Source organism: Methylobacterium oxalidis (genome assembly GCF_007992195.1).
GTDB lineage: Bacteria > Pseudomonadota > Alphaproteobacteria > Rhizobiales > Beijerinckiaceae > Methylobacterium > Methylobacterium oxalidis.
Map to the genome: position 1 here is coordinate 1 of NZ_BJZU01000115.1, position 21,256 is coordinate 21,256.

Annotated in this window: 20 protein-coding genes and 2 pseudogenes; 14 read left to right on the plus strand and 8 right to left on the minus strand. The window is 66.1% G+C overall.

The window, feature by feature from the left end; translation table 11 throughout:
- On the plus strand, positions 1-680 hold a 680-nt coding region (locus MOX02_RS23195; RefSeq protein ID WP_280525350.1), incomplete at its 5' end, for a TCP-1/cpn60 chaperonin family protein.
- A 124-nt stretch (positions 681-804) separates the two neighbouring features.
- On the opposite strand, the pseudogene MOX02_RS32365 reads toward MOX02_RS23195, so the two are convergent.
- From MOX02_RS32365 to MOX02_RS23205, 3 genes and pseudogenes are all read right to left on the minus strand, one after another.
- Positions 805-1,287: pseudogene (locus MOX02_RS32365) on the minus strand (DDE-type integrase/transposase/recombinase); the annotation flags it as partial.
- A 949-nt stretch (positions 1,288-2,236) separates the two neighbouring features.
- Positions 2,237-2,473: a hypothetical protein gene (locus MOX02_RS23200; RefSeq protein ID WP_147028200.1), complete on the minus strand. Its 237-nt coding sequence runs from the start codon at positions 2,471-2,473 to the stop codon at positions 2,237-2,239.
- 399 nt (positions 2,474-2,872) lie between these two features.
- Positions 2,873-3,439 (minus strand): Ros/MucR family transcriptional regulator, encoded by a 567-nt coding sequence (locus tag MOX02_RS23205; RefSeq protein WP_147028220.1) that lies wholly within the window; start codon positions 3,437-3,439, stop codon positions 2,873-2,875.
- Positions 3,440-3,530: 91 nt separating this feature from the next.
- On the opposite strand from MOX02_RS23205, the gene MOX02_RS23210 reads away from it, so the two are divergent.
- Positions 3,531-4,751 carry an IS256 family transposase gene (locus MOX02_RS23210; RefSeq protein ID WP_147028201.1) on the plus strand — a complete coding sequence of 407 codons (1,221 nt, stop codon included), beginning with the start codon at positions 3,531-3,533 and terminating at the stop codon, positions 4,749-4,751.
- A 172-nt stretch (positions 4,752-4,923) separates the two neighbouring features.
- On the opposite strand, the pseudogene MOX02_RS23215 reads toward MOX02_RS23210, so the two are convergent.
- Positions 4,924-5,049: pseudogene (locus MOX02_RS23215) on the minus strand (IS3 family transposase); the annotation flags it as partial.
- A gap of 269 nt (positions 5,050-5,318) precedes the next feature.
- On the opposite strand from MOX02_RS23215, the gene MOX02_RS23220 reads away from it, so the two are divergent.
- The 4 genes from MOX02_RS23220 (at position 5,319) to terL (ending at position 9,429) form a co-directional block, all read left to right on the plus strand.
- Entirely contained in the window at positions 5,319-5,534 is a 216-nt protein-coding gene (locus MOX02_RS23220; RefSeq protein ID WP_147028202.1) for a hypothetical protein, read from the plus strand.
- Between the two features lie 667 nt (positions 5,535-6,201).
- Positions 6,202-7,587 carry a site-specific DNA-methyltransferase gene (locus tag MOX02_RS23225; protein ID WP_488803290.1) on the plus strand — a complete coding sequence of 462 codons (1,386 nt, stop codon included), beginning with the start codon at positions 6,202-6,204 and terminating at the stop codon, positions 7,585-7,587.
- Positions 7,577-8,023, plus strand: coding sequence for a DUF5681 domain-containing protein (locus MOX02_RS23230; RefSeq protein ID WP_147028203.1), 447 nt, complete (start codon positions 7,577-7,579; stop codon positions 8,021-8,023). The genes MOX02_RS23225 and MOX02_RS23230 overlap by 11 nt, the downstream gene beginning before the upstream one ends.
- On the plus strand, positions 8,020-9,429 hold the full coding sequence (gene terL, locus MOX02_RS23235) for a phage terminase large subunit (protein WP_147028204.1): 1,410 nt from the start codon (positions 8,020-8,022) through the stop codon (positions 9,427-9,429). The genes MOX02_RS23230 and terL overlap by 4 nt, the downstream gene beginning before the upstream one ends.
- An 87-nt stretch (positions 9,430-9,516) precedes the next feature.
- Here the strand turns inward: terL and MOX02_RS23240 are convergent, their stop codons facing one another.
- A complete protein-coding gene (locus MOX02_RS23240) occupies positions 9,517-10,467 on the minus strand; it encodes a restriction endonuclease (protein ID WP_147028205.1) in 951 nt (316 codons plus the stop codon).
- 41 nt (positions 10,468-10,508) lie between these two features.
- Between MOX02_RS23240 and MOX02_RS23245 the strand changes: the two genes are divergently transcribed.
- From MOX02_RS23245 to MOX02_RS23275, 7 genes are all read left to right on the plus strand, one after another.
- A complete protein-coding gene (locus MOX02_RS23245; RefSeq protein WP_238179365.1) occupies positions 10,509-10,877 on the plus strand; it encodes a helix-turn-helix domain-containing protein in 369 nt (122 codons plus the stop codon).
- A gap of 133 nt (positions 10,878-11,010) precedes the next feature.
- A complete protein-coding gene (locus MOX02_RS23250; RefSeq protein ID WP_147028206.1) occupies positions 11,011-11,262 on the plus strand; it encodes a hypothetical protein in 252 nt (83 codons plus the stop codon).
- 176 nt (positions 11,263-11,438) lie between these two features.
- Positions 11,439-11,972: a DUF3489 domain-containing protein gene (locus tag MOX02_RS23255; protein ID WP_147028207.1), complete on the plus strand. Its 534-nt coding sequence runs from the start codon at positions 11,439-11,441 to the stop codon at positions 11,970-11,972.
- Positions 11,973-11,982: 10 nt separating this feature from the next.
- Entirely contained in the window at positions 11,983-12,492 is a 510-nt protein-coding gene (locus tag MOX02_RS23260) for a DUF2924 domain-containing protein (protein WP_147028208.1), read from the plus strand.
- Between the two features lie 2 nt (positions 12,493-12,494).
- Positions 12,495-14,189, plus strand: coding sequence for a recombinase family protein (locus MOX02_RS23265; protein ID WP_147028209.1), 1,695 nt, complete (start codon positions 12,495-12,497; stop codon positions 14,187-14,189).
- A 587-nt stretch (positions 14,190-14,776) separates the two neighbouring features.
- Positions 14,777-18,679 (plus strand): chemotaxis protein CheB, encoded by a 3,903-nt coding sequence (locus tag MOX02_RS23270; RefSeq protein ID WP_147028210.1) that lies wholly within the window; start codon positions 14,777-14,779, stop codon positions 18,677-18,679.
- Between the two features lie 63 nt (positions 18,680-18,742).
- Positions 18,743-19,105 carry a response regulator gene (locus MOX02_RS23275; protein WP_147028211.1) on the plus strand — a complete coding sequence of 121 codons (363 nt, stop codon included), beginning with the start codon at positions 18,743-18,745 and terminating at the stop codon, positions 19,103-19,105.
- 126 nt (positions 19,106-19,231) lie between these two features.
- Here MOX02_RS23275 and MOX02_RS23280 read toward each other — a convergent pair whose 3' ends face one another.
- Positions 19,232-19,669 (minus strand): DUF6894 family protein, encoded by a 438-nt coding sequence (locus MOX02_RS23280; protein WP_147028212.1) that lies wholly within the window; start codon positions 19,667-19,669, stop codon positions 19,232-19,234.
- 166 nt (positions 19,670-19,835) lie between these two features.
- Between MOX02_RS23280 and MOX02_RS23285 the strand changes: the two genes are divergently transcribed.
- Positions 19,836-20,594 carry a Crp/Fnr family transcriptional regulator gene (locus MOX02_RS23285; RefSeq protein WP_147028213.1) on the plus strand — a complete coding sequence of 253 codons (759 nt, stop codon included), beginning with the start codon at positions 19,836-19,838 and terminating at the stop codon, positions 20,592-20,594.
- 53 nt (positions 20,595-20,647) lie between these two features.
- Here MOX02_RS23285 and MOX02_RS23290 read toward each other — a convergent pair whose 3' ends face one another.
- The gene (locus tag MOX02_RS23290) at positions 20,648-20,860 is read right to left on the minus strand and encodes a hypothetical protein (RefSeq protein ID WP_147028214.1); all 213 of its coding nucleotides are present in this window, start codon (positions 20,858-20,860) and stop codon (positions 20,648-20,650) included.
- Between the two features lie 28 nt (positions 20,861-20,888).
- A complete protein-coding gene (locus tag MOX02_RS23295; protein WP_147028215.1) occupies positions 20,889-21,128 on the minus strand; it encodes a DUF6894 family protein in 240 nt (79 codons plus the stop codon).
- Positions 21,129-21,256 lie beyond the last annotated feature (128 nt).

The window sequence follows — 21,256 nt, forward strand, 5'->3', positions numbered from 1 at the left end:
GCGTCCGCATCGAGAAGGAGAACACCACGATCGTCGACGGAGCGGGATCGAAGGCCGACATTGACGGCCGGATTGCGCAGATCAAGGCGCAGATCGAGGAGACCACCTCGGACTACGACCGCGAGAAGCTGCAGGAGCGTCTGGCCAAGCTCGCGGGCGGCGTCGCGGTGATCCGCGTCGGTGGTTCGACCGAGGTCGAGGTCAAGGAGAAGAAGGACCGTGTTGATGACGCGATGCATGCCACTCGTGCGGCGGTCGAGGAAGGCATCGTCCCCGGTGGCGGCACGGCCCTGCTGCGCGCCAGAGCTGCCGCGCAGGGGCTGAAGAGCGACAATCCCGATGTGCAGGCGGGGATCAACATTGTCCTCAAGGCGCTTGAGGCTCCGGTCCGTCAGATCGCTGAGAATGCTGGCGTTGAGGGTTCGATCGTCGTGGGGAAGATCACCGAGAACACCTCGGCGACTTTCGGCTTCGACGCCCAGACGGAGCAATACGTCGACCTAGTTCAGGCCGGCATCGTCGATCCAGTGAAGGTCGTGCGTGCGGCTCTGCAGGATGCGGCCTCGGTCGCCGGCCTCCTCGTCACCACCGAGGCGATGGTTGCCGACGCTCCGAAGAAGGACGCGCCTCCCCCGATGCCGGGCGGTGGCATGGGGGGCATGGGCGGTATGGATTTCTGAGCCCCCACCATTCGCAACGAGGGCTGCCTTCGGGCAGCCCTTTTGCTGCCGTCCCTTCAGTCAGCCTGGGACGGCTTTGTCCTGTTGCCATGAATGGCCGCGATGAAGGGTGTCTTGCCTCATATTATCCAGCCACGACGGCCGCCTTCCGCGTCGCGAATGCCTCGGCTCGGAAGAGGCGGTGCGTGCGAGCTGAGACAAGGTCAAGAGAACGGTGAAGGTTGTAGGTAGCTGCATGCATCGACAAAAGGCGCTGGGCTGAGGCCAGCGATTTGAAAGTCCGCTGCTTCCATTCTCGTTGTCGCACTGCCACGTGCGAGTACTCTGCTCGGTTGTGTACTTACTCGCCCCAGACGAGCCGTCCGGTCAGCTTCATCTCACGAAGCCCAGCACGGCAGGCCGAGCGTCTGTCCGTTACCCAAGCGTCGGATGCTATGCTCTGCTTCCTCAGTAGCTTGTGTACCAGCATCTGAGCCACGCCACCTGTCCCGCTTAGGCTGGAGTAGTATGTCCGCCACCTTGCCCTCTGCATCGACAGCTCGCCACAGGTACATTTGCCTGCCGCCAACCAGACGAACACGCCGTCGAGGTACCAGCGCGAGGGCGGCTACGATCATCATTGTGCTGAGCGGCACCAGCCCTGCTGGCTGGTTACCTTCAAAGCTAGCAGCGCAGGTCATGTGCTAATCGGCACACAGCCTACGCGCCCGGGAATTGTTAGCTCGAGCAGATTCTTGGACAGAGCGAGAGGCTCACCAAATCTCCGCGTCAGGATAGAGCGCAAGATGGAGGTTGGTATGCTTGCAAGACTATTTGCTGCAGCTATTGCCCTGCTTGTCTTCGGTGCCTCAAGCACTGTTTGGGCGCAGCCAATTCACCGGGCTGGCGATCTTCAGAAGCCGAGGTCGCTCACTGCGACTTACAGCACCTTGCCTGCTATCCGAATGAGCCCGCGTTCTGGCACGTCCGATCGCGTCAACACGCGTGACTTGGATCGGCGCATCAAGCGGCTGCAGGAAAACAGCGTGATCATGAAGGACATTTGCCTCGGTTGCACTTAAGGAGCCGGCCCCCAGTCGAGCGGTCTGCACTTCTGGGGCGCCCCGACGAGCAGCGTCTGACCAAGCTGAGAGACGTGCTTACCCGTGTCGCGTCTCAACCCCAGCGCGAAAGCCCCGTGAGGCTGCGCGGCGAAGAGTAGCGGATAAATGAGCAGCCTTGCCCCGTAGTGTGGAGGATGAATCTAAGCCGGTGAGGCTATATCGGATTCAGGTGCTGATAGTCCCAGCTCAGGAGCACCTGTAGCCTTCGCAGATATGAGATGCGAGGCTCACCAAAGAGCCCCACTTGGCCGATGCAAGCGGGGCTGAAGTAGAAGATGCGGCCTCCTTAGGGTTGAAGGGGCATACAATAAGACGGCCTAGCTGCGAGCGCTAATCAGGACATGAGAAGCCCCGCGAGCCGTGAGGCTGCAGTTGCATTTGCCCATTGGCTGCGGGCGTGAGCTTGCATGCGGTGTGTTTAGCCGTCCTTTGCCAGCAGGCCTCATCTGCCCTCTATGGCTCAATTGCCTCGCTCTCGACCTGCGCCTGCAGGATGACGACCACCTGAGCTGCGCGGCCGCCCGGCATCGCCCGGCCTTCATTCAGCATGGCTTCGTCGTTTTCGACCCAGGCGAATGCTTCCGCGACCTCCGCCTTGGTCGCTCCCGTCGCGATCACATCGACGAGCACCTGCTCATCAACATTGCCGAGGACTGCCGCAGCTTCGGCGCGTGTCACACGATCCGTCATGCCTGCCTCCTGAGCTCTGTGAGAGACCAGAGAACGATTCTTCGACGCGTGGGTTGCGTGAGCTGCCTCACGTGGAGCTTCTCCGGCGCAGTCCGCGCCTCGGACTGAAGCCGACCCCCGCGCTTGTTGTGAGCTGCTCGCCTCCGCGGCGAAACGACGGGCAAACTCAGCGGCTCTTGCGAGCGCAGCTGCCTCGTTCTCCAGTTGTCCCCCGGCGTCCTCAACCATGACGGTCAGCGAGAGCCATTCGGCGAAGCCGTCGGACTGAGCCGAAACCAAGTAGACCAGCTGACCAGTTTGCGGATCAGGGCCGGTGTCGACCGGTGCAACTTCCCAACGCATCACTCACTCGGTCCCGTAGCGGAGCCGGCAGGCGCAAAGCGCCTGCCGGCCAGCATCCTACTCCGCGAGAGCCGGCTCGGCAGCCTTGCGCCGGCTGCGCGGCTTGGTCGGCGTCTCGGCCGCCTTCTTGCGGGTGCCTCGTCTCTTCATGGCATCGGCCGCCAGTGCCGGCTCGGTGACCTTCTCGACCGCTGCTGCGACCTTGTTTGCGGGTTTGCGGCGCTGCTGGCCAAGCCCGAGACTCTTGGCAAGCGAGGAGCGCGCCTCCGAGTAGGAGACCGACACGATCGGGTAGTCGCGCGGCAGGCCCCACTTCTCCCGGTAGCTCTCGGGTGTGAGGCCGCGGATTGTGAGATGCCGGCGCAGCGTCTTGTAGGGCTTGCCATCCTCGAAGCTGATCAGCGCCTCCGGCGTGATCGATCTCTTGATCTGCGCCGGCGTCAGCTTGATCTCCGGCTCACTGGGTGGAGCACTCTGGCTCAGGCCTGTCACGGCAGCATGCACGCTCGCAATGAGGCCGGGAAGATCGCCCGCGGATGCATGATTGTTGGATAGGTAGGCGGAGACGATGTCGACCGTCAGGTCGAGGTGGTTGCTGCTTGATGCTTCAGCGGTATCAGACATAAAGAACTCCTTCCTCGTTCTCTTGTCCCACACACGGGACTGTCAGGAATTTCGTGTTGGGCGGCCATAGTGGACCCGAAGGAGGTCCCCGATGGCACGACGGAAAGCTCCGCACATCCCTGACGCGCTCCTGGACCAGTTGCTGGCCGGCGCCGATCCCAAGACGGCGTTCGAGGCCGACGGCTTGCTAGACGCGCTGAAGAAGGCCCTGGCCGAGCGGGCGCTCAACGCCGAGATGGACCATCATCTGGCGGGCGAGGACGCCGGCAACAGCCGCAACGGCTATGGCCGCAAGACCGTGACCACGGAGACCGGCCGGATCGAGCTTTCGATCCCGCGTGATCGGCAGGCGACGTTCGACCCGCAGCTGATCGCCCGCTATCAGCGCCGCTTTCCGGGCTTCGACGACAAGATCGTGTCGATGTACGCCCGCGGCATGAGCACCCGGGAGATCGTCGGGCACCTGCGCGAGCTCTACGGGATCGAGGTCTCGCCCGACCTGATCAGCGCGGTGACCGACGCGGTGCTGGAGGAGGTCGCCGCCTGGCAGGCCCGGCCGCTGGAGCCGGTCTACCCGATCGTGTTCTTCGACGCCCTGCGGATCAAGGTGCGCGACGAGGGCCTGGTCCGCAACAAGGCCGTCCACATCGCGCTCGGCGTGCGCGCCGACGGCTCCAAGGAGATCCTCGGCCTGTGGCTGGAGCAGAACGAGGGCGCCAAGTTCTGGTTGCGGGTCATGAACGAGTTGAGGAACCGCGGTGTCGAGGACGTGCTCTTGGCCGTGGTCGACGGGCTGAAGGGCTTCCCCGACGCGATCCGATCGGTGTTTCCAGAGGCAACGGTCCAGACCTGCATCGTCCACCTGCTGCGTCACAGCCTCGACTTCGTCTCCTACAAGGACCGTAAGCTCGTGGCGGCCGCGCTGAAGGACATCTACCGCGCGCTCGACGCCACGGCCGGCGAGGCGGCCTTGGCTGCCTTCGAGGCGGGCGAGTGGGGCCGGCGCTATCCGGCCATCGCCCAGAGCTGGCGGCGAGCCTGGAGCGAGGTGGTGCCGTTCTACGCCTTCCCCGGCGAGGTGCGCCGGATCCTCTACACCACAAATGCCATCGAGGCTCTGAACGCCACGCTGCGTCGGGCTGTGCGCGCCCGGGGTCACTTCCCGACCGACGAGGCTGCGCTGAAGCTGCTCTACCTCGTCTTGAACCGCTCCGAGAAGGCGTGGAAGATGGGCCCGCGTGAGTGGATCATGGCCAAGGCGCAGTTCGCCGTCATCTTCGGTGAGCGCTTCACCCGGGCCATGGCAGCCTGATGTTCAACTCGCCGCCCACACACGGAATTTCCGATAGTCCCCCCACACACCTGCAAAAATCGTACTTGCCGGCAATTGGCGCCGGCAGAAAAGGTGGGGTTTGCCGAAGCCCGATCACAGCCTGTGCCTCCAGCGAGTAGAAGATCTCCTGGCGTAGGCACTCGTCGTGGTTGCTCTGCTCGCGGATGCCAGCCTCTTTGCAGGCAACCGCGATGCTCTTGCCTTGGGCTGTCTGCACCTCGATCTGGCGCAGCGTCAGCACCACCCGCTCCGCACTCGGCCTTTGTCCTCTCCTCATCTCAGCTCCTTCGGTCCGGGCTGAGCCTCGGAATCAGCTCGGTCCAAAGCCAGCTGGTCACGTCACAGTGATGGCACTGGATGCTCTCGCGCTCCAGGATGTGAAGAAACAACGCAGGTCGTTCAGATCAAACCGCATAGTGTTCCCCTGCCCCGGCTGGCCCTTCGGGCTTCGTTTCAGACGAAGGCTACCCTTGAATCTTCCGCATTGTGCTCCATGCGTCAGGCTCCGCATCCTGGGCTCAGGCATCCGCAGTGATGGAGTGCGCCATGAATGTCTCCGAAACCCTCTTGAGTCTCGTGGCTTTCCGGCTTGTGGTCCTAGTCGCGTTCGTCGCCACCGCCCAGGCGCTGCCGACCCGCTCGCACCACGACAATCCTGTCTCGCGTGCGCCCGGAGCTGTGACCGTTGCGGCGGCGTGTATGCCCGCGACCCACGGCGTACAGCACGATGTGCAGATCCACGACATGCTGAGGCATGACTGACGGCGCCCGCCTCGAGTACGGCACGATGTCCGCTTACCGGCAGATTGAGCTCCAAAGCAGACGAGCGGCTTCCGGCCATCATCGGTCGCTCAGGACCACTCGATCAGACTGCCCGCCGAAGAGGCGTTCGAGCAGCTTGACGGCCGCTCTTCACCACTCAGTGTTGTGGCACCGCCCCAGGATCGCGAAGTCACGCTGGTCTCGTCCGCCAGAGGCTCCGGATGAAACGGAGGCGGAGCGGTGCCCATTTACCACGTAAGAAAATTCCGAAGAGGTCGGATCGAGGTCTGCCGACGGTTCTGCTTGCCGATGAGCAAGCGGACCTCAGACCGCGCAAATTGACGCACTCTCCTGCTTCGCCCTCCACTCAGCTGCTGACCTGTCCTCGAAACAGTAACTTTCTTAATGTCCGCAAACGCTTGGCAAATCACTGACCGTTGCAGGCGCTTTGTCCATGATGTACGCGCTCTATCCGTAGCAAACGAGCAAGTCGACCCGTCGGCCGCCTCGTGTGTCGGTCCTTATACCGTGCACAGGGATCGATTGCTGAGGAGTTCTCCGCAGCGACGATGTTGCGACGAGCAGATGCTTGCTCGAATCGTGTGCCGCACCCGCGGAGCGATTGTTGTTACGCCTGCCAGCGGCGAGTTGGTCATGGAACACGAACGTGAGGAAGAAGACTCCACTCGAGCCGATCGCGAACACCAGCACGCTGGTCTCTCCCCATATTTCCGAGCGCATCACGCTCCGACCCTTGAGTAGCCTGCGTGGCGATCCCGGCAACGCCCGCACCCATCCCCCAAAACAGCTTCGCCTGATCGCCGCCTCGATCGAGCAGTTCGGCTTCATCAACCCCGTGGTGATCGATGCCGACGGCCAGATCCTGGCCGGCCATGGCCGCTACGCCGCTGCACGCCAACTCGGGCTCACCGAGCTGCCGACCATCCAGGTCGATCATCTCACGCCTGCTCAGCGTCAGGCCTACATGCTCGCCGACAACAAGCTCGCTGAGTTGGCAGCGTGGGACCGCGACCTCCTCAAGATCCAGATCGAGGAGCTCGACAGCGTCGACTTCGACCTCGACCTGACCGGCTTCTCCGTGCCCGAGATCGACGCCATCCTGGACGATGGTGTCTCAGAGCCGGAGGAGGATGTCCCGGATCTCGAACCCGGCCCCGCGGTCAGCCAACCGGGAGACCTCTGGCTGCTCGGGCCGCACCGCCTCTACTGCGGGTCCTCGCTGGAGGCCGGCTCCTACGCCGCGCTGATGCGCGAGGAGCGCGCGTCGGTGGTGTTCGCCGATCCGCCCTACAACGTGCCGATTCAGGGGCATGTCTCGGGGCACGGTAAGGTCCGGCACCGCGAGTTCGCCATGGCCTCGGGCGAGATGAGCACGGCGGCCTTCACCGAGTTCCTGCGTACAACCTTCACGCATCTCACCGCCTACAGCCTCGACGGCTCCATCCACTTCCAGTGCATGGACTGGCGCCACATGCGCGAGATCCTGGCAGCCGCGGATGGGCGCTACGAGCTGAAGAACCTCTGTGTCTGGAACAAGGACAACGGCGGCATGGGCGGCCTCTACCGCTCGAAGCACGAACTCGTCTTCGTGTTCAAGAGCGGCCGCGGTCAGCACCGCAACAACGTCGAGCTCGGGCGCCACGGGCGCAACCGCACCAACGTCTGGGACTACCCGGGCCAGAACACCTTCCACCGGCACCGATCCACCGAGCTCGCCGCGCACCCAACCGTCAAGCCCGTCGCCCTCGTGACCGATGCGCTGCGCGACGTCTCGGACCGCGGCGAGATCGTCCTCGATCCGTTCTGCGGCTCGGGTACGACGATCCTGGCCGCCGAGCGCACGCGGCGGCGTGCCCGCGGCATCGAGCTCGACCCGGCCTACGTCGACGTCGCCCTGCGCCGATACCAGGAGGCGACAGGGCAGAGCGCCCGCCTCGCCGCGACGGGCCAGAGCTTTGCCGAGGTAGCCGCGGAGCGGGCGGCCGAGCGGGCGGCGAATGACGAGCGCGGGGAGGTCGACCATGCCGCGTGAGGCTAAGCCGCCGGGCGACTACGAGGTCGGCTACGGCAAGCCGCCCCGGCACACCCGCTTCAAGCCGGGCCAGTCCGGCAATCCGAAGGGCCGCAGCAAGGGCGCCCGCAACGTGAAGGCCATCCTCGGAGAGGAGTTGTTTCGCTCCGTCTCGATCGTCGAGGGAGGCAAGCGGCGCAACGTTCCGGTCTTCGCCCTCATCGTCCGCCAGTCGCTCGCCAGAGCTGCCAAAGGCGAGATGCGGGCGCTGAGTGCGCTCGCCCCCTACATCCAGCGCGCCGGGCTGATGGAGGTGGAGGACGGTCCAGAGCCGGTGGCGCAGCTGCCCTTGTCGGCTGACGAGCAGGCTCTGCTCCAAGAGTTCTTCGCTGGGCTGAAGGCGGAGAGCGCGGACGACGGCGCCCCCGCGGAAGCCGAGGCGGAGGTGCCGCGATGAACCCGCGCGACGCCCTCAACCTGCTCCTGCGCGAGCACCTCGGCGCGTTCACGCGCCAAGCCTTCAAGACCGTGGTGCCGGACACCTACCTGCCGAACTGGCACCTTGAGGCCTACGCTCACCATCTGGAGGAAGTCGCGCGCGGCCGCATCCGCCGGCTTCTGATCACGGTCGCACCGCGCAGCCTCAAGTCGATCAGCGCCTCGGTCGCGTTCCCGGCCTGGCTCTTGGGACGCGATCCGACCCAGCGCATTATCTGCCTGAGCTACGCTCAGGATCTGGCCGTCAAGCACGCCAACCAGTGCCGCACCGTGATGAGCGCGCCCTGGTACAAGAGCGCCTTCCCCGGGACAGCGATCAGCCGCTCCAAGAACACGGAAGCCGAGTTCGAGACGACCCGCGGGGGCTTTCGCCTCTCCACCTCCGTCGGCGGCGTGCTGACCGGCCGCGGCGGCAACATCATCATCATCGACGACCCAATCAAGCCGGCGGAAGCGATGTCCGAGACGGTGCGCACGAACGTGAACGAGTGGTTCGATCGCACCGTGCACTCACGCCTCGATCTCCAGACCAAGGGCGCGATGATCCTCGTGATGCAGCGCCTGCACGTCGATGACTTGGCCGGGCACCTCCTTGAGCAGGGCGGCTGGACCCACCTCAACCTTCCGGCCATCGCCGAGATCGACGAGGACATCCCGATCGGCCGCGGCCGCGTTCACCGTCGCCGCATCGGTGAACTCTTGCAGCCCGAGCGCAATCCGCAATCGGTGCTCGACGAGTTCAAGCGTAACCTCGGCGCCTTCGACTTCGCCGCGCAGTACCAGCAGGCGCCAGTACCGCCGGGCGGCAACATGTTCGATCCCGCCTGGATCAAGCGCTATGAGGGAGAACTCGGCGACGAGCCCGGCGACATGGTTGTGACGAGCTGGGACACCGCCACCAAGGCGGGCGAGCTCAACGACGCGTCTGTCGCGACGACCTGGCTTGCGCGTCGGGGCGCCTTCTACCTCCTCGACGTGTTCCGGGCTCGCCTGAACTACCCGGATCTGCGCCGCGCGGTCATCCGGCTGCACGCGCGCTACCGGCCCGAGGCCTTGCTGATCGAGGACAAGGCGTCCGGCGAGAACCTGATCCAGGATCTCGTCTCCGACGGTATCTTCGCGATCCCGATCCAGCCCGAGGGCGACAAGGTCACACGGGCGCACGCGGCCACGCTCGCTTTCGAGGCCGGACGGGTGGTGATGCCGCGGACAGCTCCGTGGCTCGGCGAGTTCGAGGCGGAGCTTCGCGCTTTTCCGCACGGGCGCCATGATGACCAGGTCGACAGCGTCTCGCAGTTCCTGAACTGGACCCGCGAGGGGCTCGATCGCGGCCCTCGCATCCGAAGCTTCGACGACGACGATTGATGCCGCTGGGCGCGACCGTGGCGCAGAGGCGGCGCCGGCCTCCGCGTCACGGTCCGTGGTCATTCCCATCCAGGATCGTCGATCAGCCTAGCCGGCGCGCTCGATCAGCCAGTCGAGCAGGCCGGCATCGACGCTGCGGCGGGCAAGATCGCTGCCGATCAGCAGATGCACGTCCGGCTCGACGGCGCTGAGGGTCCCGATCGGCGAGTGGCAGACAAAGAACATTCGCGCGTAGGATCCGCTCTCCCGATAGGCGGCGACCGAGGCGTCGAGGACGCTCTGGGTCGCCCGCGACTTCACCTGCACGAAGCCGCGCTCGCCTGTGGCCGGCTGCTCGATGATCAGGTCGATGTCGGCCTGGGTCTTGCCAAGATCGGACGCGCGCTGCCAGCCCGAACGCGCCAGCAACAGATCGGCCAGGACCTCGAAGTCGGCCCAGTGCAGGCCCGCGATCAGCGCCTCGGCGGCCGCGATCATCTCGGCGCGCACCACCCGCGCCCGCAGCACGGCCGGCTCCTCGATCCCGTTGATCTTGCGCACGAGGTAGTCGGCCGCCGTGACCTTGCAGATCGTGCGCTGATAGGCCTGGACCTGGGTCAGCCGGCTGCTGAGGCTGGTCGCGGTGAGCGATACACCCGTCAGGCTTGTATCGTGCCAGCCGTCGCGCGTCCGCCGCAGCACGACGCCGCCCTCGCCCGCCGCCACGCGCTCGATAGCCGCTTCGGCTAAGGCCCACCACAGGCGCCCCTCGAAGAAGGTGATCCAGAGGCAGGCATCGGTCGGCAGAGTGTAGAACTCGCGGAGCTCGCGCAGGCTTTGGCTCGCCTCGCCGGGCGACTTGCCGCCCTGCCCGATCAGCGCCTCGCGCGCGCCCTGCCAATCGCCGGCGAGACAAAGCTCGTGCGGCTCCTCGGGGCTGCCGAAGCGGATCTCGCCCTGGTCGATGCACGCCCTTGCCCAGGTGCCTCCTGGTCCGAGGCGGATGAAGCGCGCGTGCGTGGGGTTGAGGCGACCTGGGATGGCGGTGTGAATGTTCATGGCGTGCGGACCTGGAGCGCCCGGCGCTGAGCCGCCGGGGTATGCAGGGCTCGCTCGGACGCGTCCGACAGTCCAGCAGATTATCCGAAATCCAGATATCTATTTTTTGGATCAACCCACGCGGTCGCTACTGGGCCTGCCGGACCTCTCCTGCCCGGCCCGTCATGCCCCGCTCCCTGCGCTCTTCTCGCCACCAGCGCCTGGCGGAGCTCATCGTTGCCTTCCGCATGGAGGCCGGCCTGAAGCAGTCCGAGGTGGCCGAGCGGCTTGGCCGGCATCAGCCTTTTGTCAGCGACATCGAGAGCGGCCAACGCCGGGTCGACCTGATCGAGCTTCTCGATCTGGCCGAGGCGATCGGCTTCGACCCGCGCGATCTCGTCACGGCTCTGCTCGAGACGCCGAAGGACTGACGCGGCACGCGTCCCCGACGACAGCACGGCATAAGCTCGCAGCGAGAGCTCGGTAGCCGCAGATCGGACTGGACTGCGGCCGCGAACGGAGCGTGTGTGCACGGGCCATCAGGTCGTTGAACTGAGAGATCGCATGAGCCGCCCGGGTCTGAGCATCACCGCCTGCCTCGCCGAGATCAGCCTGCGCCTCGCCGAGGCGGCGGCCGTCGCCAAGGCCGCTCTGGCCTGTGCCGAGGGCGGCGCCGAACGCGAGGGCTTGCGCATCGCCATGGATCTCGACGTGCCGCTGAGCGAGGCCGGGACGCTGCACGCGGCGGCATGCCTGATCGGTCGCCTGGAGCGGTCCGCAGAGTGCCGGAGCGAGACGAGCGCGCCCGGCCGCTGAGCCTCGCGCGTCGGCCCTCACACCCGCCGCCTTGGCAGAGCCGACCACTTCCGAGGTCAGTTCGTTAGCCTGATCGGATCAGCTGAGAGGCGGATGACGTGCATGCCCCCTGCTCCTGGCGGCGGGGCTCAGGGTCGTGGCAGACCCAACATGGGCTGTCCCGAGCGAGGCCCTCCATGCACCAATCCCCTGCCCTCACCCCAGCCCAACGTGATCTGCTCATCGCCGCCCGGCAGCGTGCCGATCGTCTTCTGACCCCGCCGTCGCAGGTTCGCGATCGCGCCCGCCAGCTCATGGCGGAGCGGCTCGTGGCGCTGGGCCTTGCCGAGAGAGTGCCTGTCGGCGCCGAGCAGCCGGCGTGGCAGGGCGGCTCGTCCGAGGATCTCATCGGGCTTCGGCTTACCGCGGGCGGACTGATCGCCATTGCCGATATCAGCGATGGCGAGGCCACTCCGGACGCGATCGGTCAGGGCCAGTCCGAGCCTGCGCCCGCTCCAGCCGAGCCGGCAGCCTGGACCAAGGTTGCCCGCCTGCTAGCCCTCTTGCGGCGGGAGGACGGTGCGGATCTCGCCGCCCTGGCTGCCGCGACGGGCTGGCAGTCGCACACGGTGCGGGCCGCGCTCACGGGGTTGCGCCACAAGGGGTACGTCCTCTCTCGTGACAAGCGCGCGGGCGATGGGGTGAGCCTTTACCGTGTCGCTCCGCGCTGAGGGCTTGGCCATGAACGGCCTTCCTCAGCCTGGACAGCTGACGCCGTCGCGCACGGCTGATCCGGCGCCCGACCCGCTCGAGCAGGACCTCGCCGATCTGCCCGGCCTCGAGCTCGACGAGCTGCGCCTACGCTGGCGCAAGCTCACCCGCCGCCCTGCCCCGCCGAGCCTGCGTCGCGAGCTGCTGGCGCGGCTTCTCGCTTACGAGATGCAGGCTCGCGCCTACGGCGGCCTCTCACGCGACACCGCACGCCTGCTCGACCGCCTCGCGCGCGGGGACGACATCAACACCGTGCTCGCGGACCCGAAGGAGCGGCGGCTCCGACCCGGCACGCAGCTGTTGCGGGAGCATGCCGGGAGGCTGCACCGGGTCACGGTGGCCGAGGCGGGCTACCTCTGGGACGGCACGGCCTACGCCAGCCTGTCCGAGGTGGCCCGCGCGATCACCGGCACGCGCTGGAACGGACCGCGCTTCTTCGGCTTGCGCGACAAACCTGCCGTGTCTGCCGGAGGAGAGTGACCATGAAGGGCTCCCCCGCACCCAAGCTCCTGCGCTGCGCGATCTACACCCGCAAGTCGACCGAGCAGGGTCTCGAGCAGGCGTTCAACTCCCTCGACAACCAGCGCGAGGCGGCAGAGGCCTACATCAAGAGCCAGGCGCACGAGGGCTGGCGGCTGCTGCCCGAGGCTTACGACGACGGCGGCTACTCCGGCGGGAGCCTGCAGCGGCCAGCCTTGCAGCGACTGCTCGTCGAGGTACAGGCGGGTCGGGTCGACGTGATCGTGGTCTACAAGGTCGACCGGCTCACCCGCGCTCTGTCGGACTTTGCCAAGCTCGTCGAGCTGTTCGACCAGCACGGCGTCTCATTCGTGTCGGTGACGCAGGCCTTCAACACCACGACCAGCATGGGCCGGCTGACCCTCAACGTGCTCTTGTCATTCGCGCAGTTCGAGCGGGAGGTCACGGCCGAGCGCATCCGCGACAAGATCGCGGCCTCCAAGCAGAAGGGCATCTGGATGGGAGGTGTGGTGCCGCTCGGCTACCGTGTCGAGAACAGGACCCTGCAGATCGTGCCCGAGCACGCCGCACTCGTGCGGCTGATCTTCGAGCGCTATCTCGCCTGCGGCAGCGTCGTCGCCCTCGCCTCGGCCCTCGAGCGGGACGGCCTGCACGCGCCGGACAGGCGCAGTGCCACCGGCGGCCGGGTGCGGGGCGGCGTGTTCGCGCGCGGCCACCTCTACAAGCTCCTGAGTGCCCGCGTGTATCTCGGCGAGATCACGCATCGCGGCCGCTCCTATCCCGGCCAGCACGCGGCGATCGTGGAGCGAGGGCTGTTCGAGGCCGTGGCGGCTCGGCTCGCTGAGCAGACGCGGGTGCGACGACGGCAGCGCATGGCCTCCGAGGCGCTGCTCGGCGGCCGCTTGTGCGATGCGCACGGCAACGCCATGAGCCCGACCTACACGCAGAAGGGCGGCGTGCAGTACCGCTACTACGTCTCGCAGGCGCTGCTGCAGGGCCGCGCCAAGGGTCATGGCCGCGCGAACGAGCCGAGCGGCCGGCTGCGCGTGGCGGCGCCCGAACTCGAGCAGGCCGTCGTCGCTGCCCTCCGCCGGATGAGGGGTAATCGGCCGCTCGCTGAGGCCTTTTGTGGCGCCTCATCCATGAGCCCCGATCCTTCTGAGCCGCGACGGCATTTGGACGAGAGCGAAAAGGCGCTGATGGCGCTCGTCGAGCGCGTCGTGCTGGCGGATGGTGAGATCCGCATCAGCCTGTCTCGAGACGACAGCGGCAAGGGCGCAGAGGTGCCTGCGACCGATCGATGCCTGATCGCGCCGTGGTCGCCGACACCGCGCACGTGCCATCGTGCCACGAGGGTGCCGGTGGCTCGAGACCGAAAGACATTGCAGCGTCCGCCGATGCCGGAGGACGTGCGCCGGAAGCTGCTCGTGTCGATCGCCCAGGCACGGGCGTGGACGGCGGCCTTGAGCAACGGCAGCGCGGCGGATGCGTCGGAGATTGCGCAACGGCAGGGGTGCAGCGAGCGATCCGTGCGGATGTTGTTGCCCCTGGCAGCGCTCGCGCCGGATCTTGTTCAGGCCGCTGTCGAGGGACGGCTTCCAGCCGGATACGGAGCCGCACGCCTGTGTCGCGAGCTGCCGCTGAGCTGGTCCGAGCAGCGAGCGCTGATCCCGATCCTTGCGGAACGTCCCGAATGAGCAGGTTTGCGATCGACCAGAGATGCATGAGGTCGCCGGTGGGGAGCCCGCCCGCTGTCGGGCGTCAAATTGATCTTGTCTCTGCCGATGAAGGGCTGGGTAAAGAACGGCAGCATGCGGCCCAGCGACCCGGCGAGGTCGACATCGTAATCGGCCTCTGTCGACCCGCTGTGGATGCTGGCGACGTCCGCTTCCGGGCAGTTCGATGCAGCGGTCTCAAACGACAGAAACTGGCCGAAGGCGGAATGGCGGCTTCCAAGCAAGCCACGGGATGAAGCGGACCTTCTACATGTGCCGGAGTGCTGCGAAGCAGCTCGTCACGACTGCTCCCAGGAGAGAACGCTCACGGCGTAACAGCGGATCTTTTGACGAGATTGCAGCATTCGATGTTCCATCAGTGTCTGCAACCTCCGCTTGCCCGCTGTGCCAGACTGCATAGCGATCTGGGGAGAACAAGGTGCACCGCCGCGTCTAGCGTTCGGCGATGGCAGGCTCGCTCGGACCGCACCTCCGACTTGGCAGGTCTTCTCCAGTGGACACGGACCGGTGCCACGGTAAGAGGAAACCTGGGTGGAGAACCGTCTGCGATGCCTCAAGAGACCGAGCACCACCCGCTGCCCTCGCAGAAGTTCGTGCCGGTCTGCGCCATCGGCGCCTCGGCCGGTGGGGTGGGAGCTCTCCAGAGCCTGTTTCGCCAGGTCTCACCCGAGCTCGGCCTCGCCTACGTCGTCATCCTCCACCTCGCCCCCGACCAGCCGAGCGCCCTGAGCGAGGTCCTCTCCGTCTGCACCAAGATGCCGGTGCATCAGATCGAGGACGGGCCAACGCTCAAGCCCAATTGCATCTACGTCATCCCGCCCGATCGCGAGCTCGTCATCGACGGCGACAGCGTCACGGCCCGCCCCTTCACCGAGCCGCGCGGGCGGCGCGCGCCCATCGACATGTTCTTCCGATCCATCGCCGCCGCCCGCGGCGACGGCGTCGCCATCGTGCTGTCGGGTGCGGGCGCGGACGGCGCGGTGGGCGTGCGCGCAGTCAAGGAGGCCGGCGGCGTCGTCATGGTCCAGGAGCCGGCCGAGGCCGGCTTCTCGTCCATGCCGCAGAATGCGATCGCCACGGGGTGTGCCGACTTCATCGCACCCATCGCGCGTCTGACCGAGCGCCTGAGCGAAGTGGCTCACAGCAAGGAGGCCGTGCGCTCGCTCGACATGGACGGCGCCGCCAACGACCTGCGGCGCATCATCAGCTTCCTGCGCAAGCGCACCGGCCACGACTTCTCCAACTACAAGCGCGCCACGATCATGCGTCGGGTCATCCGTCGCATGCAGGTCTGCCGCGTCGAGAGCCTCGCCGACTACGCCACCTACCTCGCCAACACGCCCGAGGAGGCCAAGGAGCTCTTCTCCGACCTGCTGATCTCGGTGACGATGTTCTTCCGGGACCCTCACGCCTTCGAGGCGCTGGCGCGCCACACGGTCAAGCCGCTCTTCGACGCCCTCGAGGACGAGGAGAACGGCGAGATCCGCGTCTGGGTGGTGGGCTGCGCGACCGGCGAGGAGGCCTACAGCGTCGCCATGCTGCTGCACGAGGAGGCGGCGCGACGGAAGGTCTACGTTCCCATCCAGATCTTCGCGACCGATCTCGATGAGGGAGCCCTCGCCACCGCGCGGGAGGGCCGCTATCCGCGCTCGATCGAGGTCGATGTCTCGGAGGAGCGGCTCGCCCGCTTCTTTATCGACGCGGGCACGCACTACCACATCCGCAAGGAGATCCGCGACTGCGTCCTGTTCGCCGCGCACAGCGTACTTAAGGAGCCGCCCTTCATGCGGCTCGACCTCATCACCTGCCGCAACCTGCTGATCTACCTTGAGCGTGTCCTGCAGCAGCAGGTCTGCTCCATCTTCCACTACGGCCTCAAGCCGGGGCGCTTCCTGTTCCTCGGCTCGGCCGAGACCGCGGACATGGCGGCCGATCTGTTCACGCCGCTCGACCGGGAGGCGCGGATCTACTGCGCTCTCCCGCAGGCCCACCACTCGCTGCCCCTCCTGCCGCAGTTCGCCACGCCCGAACGCTTCGTCGTGTCGGCATCACCTCTGCCGTCGGCACGGATCGCGCACGACGAGGTCCGCGAGGGGCTACCGGCCGCCCTGCATGTCGCGGCGCTGGAGCGCAGCGCGCCGGCGAGCGCCTTGGTCGATGCCGGGCAGAACATCCTGCACCTCTCACCCGGAGCCGGCCGCTTCATCCTGCATTCGGCCGGGCCGATCTCGAACCTCTTGCCAGCGATCGTGCGGCCCGAACTGCGTCTGGATCTCAAGCTCGCCCTGACCCGCGCCCTCGAGCAGAAGCTGCCGACGCTGACGCACCCGGTGACCGTCGCGTTCGACCAGGACAGGCGCCATGTTGCCATGCACGTCGCGCCGGTGCCGGGCGCAGCACACATGGGTGCGCAGGCGCTTGTCTTCTTCCTCGACGGCGGCACCGCCCTCGTGGACGAGGAGGCTGCGAGCGAAGCCGACCTGCAACCGGACGAGGTGCGCCGCCTGCACGCGGAGCTCAAGGCTGCTCAAGAAGCCCTGGTGGTCAGTCGCACGGCGCACGAAACATCGATCCAGGATCTGCGGGCCGCCAACGAGGAGCTGCAATCGATCAACGAGGAGTACCGCTCGACGGCGGAGGAGCTCGAGACCTCGAAGGAGGAGCTGCAGTCGATCAACGAGGAATTGCACACCGTCAACGCCGAGCTGAAGAGCAAGCTTGAGAGCATCTCGGTCGCGCACAGCGACCTTCAGAACCTGACGGCCGCCACCGAGATCGGCACGCTGTTCCTCGACCCGGACCTGCGCATCAAGATGTTCACGCCGCCGATCGCCGAGATCTTCAACGTTGCGAGAACCGACATCGGCCGGGTCATCACCGACTTCACGCACCGCCTCGCCTACGATGCGATCGCGGAGGATGTGCGGATGGTGCTGCAGGACCTGGTGCCTGTCGAGCGCGAGATCCGCAGCACGCACGGACGCTGGTACGTCATGCGGCTGCGGCCCTACCGCACCGTCGAGGATCGGATAGACGGGACCGTCGTGACCTTCATCGACGTCTCCGAGCGGCTCCGGACGGAGGCGGCACTCGGCCGTTCCGAGCAGCAGCTGCGTGCTTTAGTGCAGGCGAGCTCCCAGGTGCTCTATCGCATGAGCCCGGATTGGGACGAGATGCGTGAACTTGCCGGTGGCGGGTTCCTGCCAAACGGGGAGGCGAATGGGGGCTGGCTCGACCGCAACATCCCGCACGAGGACCAAGCCCGCGTCCGCGCCGCGATCCAGGAAGCCAAGCGGACGGGAGGGGTGCTTGACCTGGAGCACCGGGTACGCCGTGTAGATGGAACCGTCGGCTGGATCCACTCACGCGCGATCCCACTCTTCGACAGCGACGGCGACCTCGCCGAGTGGTTCGGCTCGGCCTCCGACGTGACGCAGCGCCGGCAGGCTGAGGAGGGCCTGCGGCAGAGCGAGGAACGGCTGCGCACCCTGATCGAGGGCATCCCGCAGCTGGTCTGGCGGACAACGCATGACGGGCGCTTCGTGTGGGCGAGCCCGCAATGGTACGCCTTCACAGGGCTGACGGAGGAGCAGAGCTGCGACTATGGCTGGCTCGAGGTTGTTCACCCCGACGACCGTGAGGCGGCGCGGGCAGCGTGGCTCGAAGCGACGGTGACGGGTGCTCTGAGCATCGAGTTCCGGGCCTGCCACGTCGAGGAGAGGCGCTATCGCTGGTTTGCCACCCGCGGCAGGCCGATGCGCGACGAGGCGGGCCAGGTCATCGAGTGGCAGGGCACCTCGACCGACGTCGACGACCTGCACCGGCTGCAGGATGAGCAGAAGGTGATGGTATCCGAGCTGCAGCACCGCACCCGGAACCTGCTGGGTGTGGTGCGTTCCATCGCGCAGCAGACGATGAGGCAGACCGGCCCGACGGAGGCCTTCTGCGAGCAGTTCGACGATCGCCTCTCGGCTCTTTCACGGGTGCAGGGCCTGCTCTCCCGCTCGGAGCAGGAGCCGATCACGCTCCGCATGTTGATCGAGACGGAACTCGACGCGCTGGGTGCTGCTGGCATGCAGGACCGCATTGTTCTGGAGGGGCCTTCGCTGCGCTTGCGCAAGGCGACCGTGCAGACGTTCGCGCTCGCGCTGCATGAACTCGCCACCAACGCGCGCAAGTACGGCGCGCTCAGCAGCGCGCTGGGGCAGCTCACGGTGAGGTGGCGGACCTATGGGGCGGATGGCGAGGGCGAACGGCTTGCGCTGGAATGGGTTGAGGAGGGGATTGGCCGGACCCGCGAAGAGCAGGGCCCGATGCCGAAGCAGATCGGTTATGGGCGCGAGCTGATCGAGCAGGCTCTACCCTACGTACTGAAGGCAAGGACCAGCTTTGAGCTCGGTGAGACAACGCTGCGTTGCTCCATCGACCTGCCGCTCGCAAAACCTGCGTGAAGGCAGTTGCTCTCAACACGTGCCAGATCGCTCGCCCGAGCGACAAAAACGTCAGGAGCCTCGATGTCTGAACTCACAGCAATGGCCGGGCGGCGCGTGCTGCTGGTCGAGGACGACTACTTCATTGCCACCGACATGCAGCGCGAGTTCGAGGACAGCGGAGCAGAGGTGCTGGGGCCTGTGTCGCGCGTCCAGGAGGCGCTGGATCTGATTGCGGCTTCGCCCGAGATCGATGCCGCAGTGCTCGACATCAACCTGCATGACGAGATGGTCTACCCCGTTGCCGATGTCTTGCAGGCGCGCGGCGTGCCCTTCGTATTCGCCACAGGCTACGAGAAGACCATGATCCCGGCCCCCTATGCCGATGTTTCCCTTTGTACAAAACCGGTGCTCCCGCAGGAGATCTCACGAGCCCTCTTCGCTTGAGCGCTCAGGAGATCGCCTGACGCTGAGCGTGCAGGCAGTCTCGTGCGCTCGCTGAGTTTCAGCGGTGAAAAGTCTAATTTGATCTCGGTGCGCGTTCTGCTGGCGCTCCGCAAAACCACCTGCCGATCAAGTCTGCCGCTGCCAGGAAGCACGAGTGCCGATCTCGCGAGCACGAGCCAGAAGCTCGCGCGTAGTTCGGAGGTTCGCCTGCAGAGCTATTCTCTCCTTGCCAAGAGCTTCGACGAGACTTTCGACCCGGAGCGCAGTTCGTCCTATCTCGGCCATCACCTTCCGCCGTTGGGCGAGGAAAGCCGGGGGGGCCGGCCTGTGGCCCTTGTCGAGGATCTCCGTGAAAGGTAGCTCCAGCAGAACCTGACCCCCGCTGTCGGTGATCTCGAAACTGCAGAGCCGCGGATCAACCTTCTTCGCCAGCAGGTCGATTGTTAGGGTGGAGATCGCCTGACAGGCGTCGAGGTAGGCCGCCTCGACCCCAATCAGCTCCAGCCCTATGTCATCGCGCTCCAGACCAGCTGGCGTGCGCAAATGGAAGTGAAACCAGGGCATCGGCAACTCGCGCTCGGTAGGCTGTTCCCGGACAAATCCAACTTAGGCTCTTTGGATCATAGGGACATGCGATCGTCTGCTGCCATATGATGACTGGCATTCACGTGTGTGAAATTCTGGTTGCATCCGAACCGCTACGGTGCGCGGGTGCGCCACGGAGGCAGGCATGCCGCAGCACCTCATCCGCAAGCTGGAGCAGTTCGCCTGCCTCGCTCCGGCGGATAAGCGGGCGCTGGAGGACGCTGCGGCCCGGAAGGTGCGCCTCTTCGGCCCGCACCAGGACATCATCGGCGAGGGCGATGAGCCCGAGCACGTCAACCTGATCCTGGAGGGCTGGGCCTGCCGCTACAAGCAGCTGGAGGACGGGCGGCGCCAGATCATCTCGTTCTTCCTGCCCGGCGACCTGTGCGATCCGCACGTCTTCGTGCTGCGCGAGATGGACCACTCGATCGGCACCATCACGCCAGTGCGCCTCGCCGAGATCCACCGCGACCAGATCCTCCACGTGACTGAGGAGCACCCGCGCATCACGCAGGCGCTCTGGTGGGAGATGCTGGTGACGGCGGCCATCCAGCGCGAGTGGACGGTCAACCTCGGCCAGCGCACCGGGCGGGAGCGGATCGGGCACCTCCTGTGCGAGCTGTTCATCCGGCTGCGCGGGGTCGGGCTGACGGAGGGCGACAGCTGCCTCCTGCCGGTCACGCAGGTGGATCTGGGCGATGCGACGGGCCTATCGAACGTGCACGTCAACCGGGTGCTGCAGGAGCTGCGCGCGAGCGGCCTGATCGTGCTGCGCGGCAAGCGCCTGACGATCCCGGATCTGGAGGCGCTTCAGCGCGTCGCGCTCTTCAATCTCAACTACCTGCATCTCTACCGCGAAGGCCCAGACTTCGACGCGAACGGGTCCGATCAGCCTCTGGCATGACGACTTGATCGGCGAGCCCTCAGTCGTGCTCGCACTTCGCAACGCTCGTCACATCAATAGCCCCGCCTAGCCACGCACGAAGCCCGTCGCGCCCGCAAGGCCGTGAGGTGTTGCTCGGTGTCTCGCAGCGCCTGCTCGGCCGCGGCGGCGTCCCGACCGTGGCTGATCTGATCCGCAATGCGCATCAGTTGTGCGATCCGAAGCGTCTCCTCTTCGGCGATATGGCGCTTCGTGAGAGCCAGTTCATAGGCAGCCGGCCATGTCATGGGGCACCTCCATTGCCTCAATGTGGTCTCAACCGCTCTGCGCGGCCTCCTTGGCCGAGAATTGGAGCTTCAGCAGCGTGCGGCGATCCTCGTCCGTGACGAGCATCTGCCACTCGGCGCCATCCCAAAGGCTCCGCCCGGCATCGCGCAAAATGGTACCAGCCGTCTCAATGGCTTTGGCCCGAGCCTCCTCCAGCGAAGCGCACTCGGTACCTTCGTGATCCGCGAGAAACTGGCCGTCGATGATGTTGAAAAAGTAGCGAGCCATGGCGCGCTCCTCTGCAAGCAGGGCGGGAGCGCAGGTCTCTCAGGCGCTGGCAGCCAACATCCGAGCCAACGATAGGTAACATGTAGCCGATCTTGCAGGGCATTGTAATGGTGGGCGCACTGCGTCTT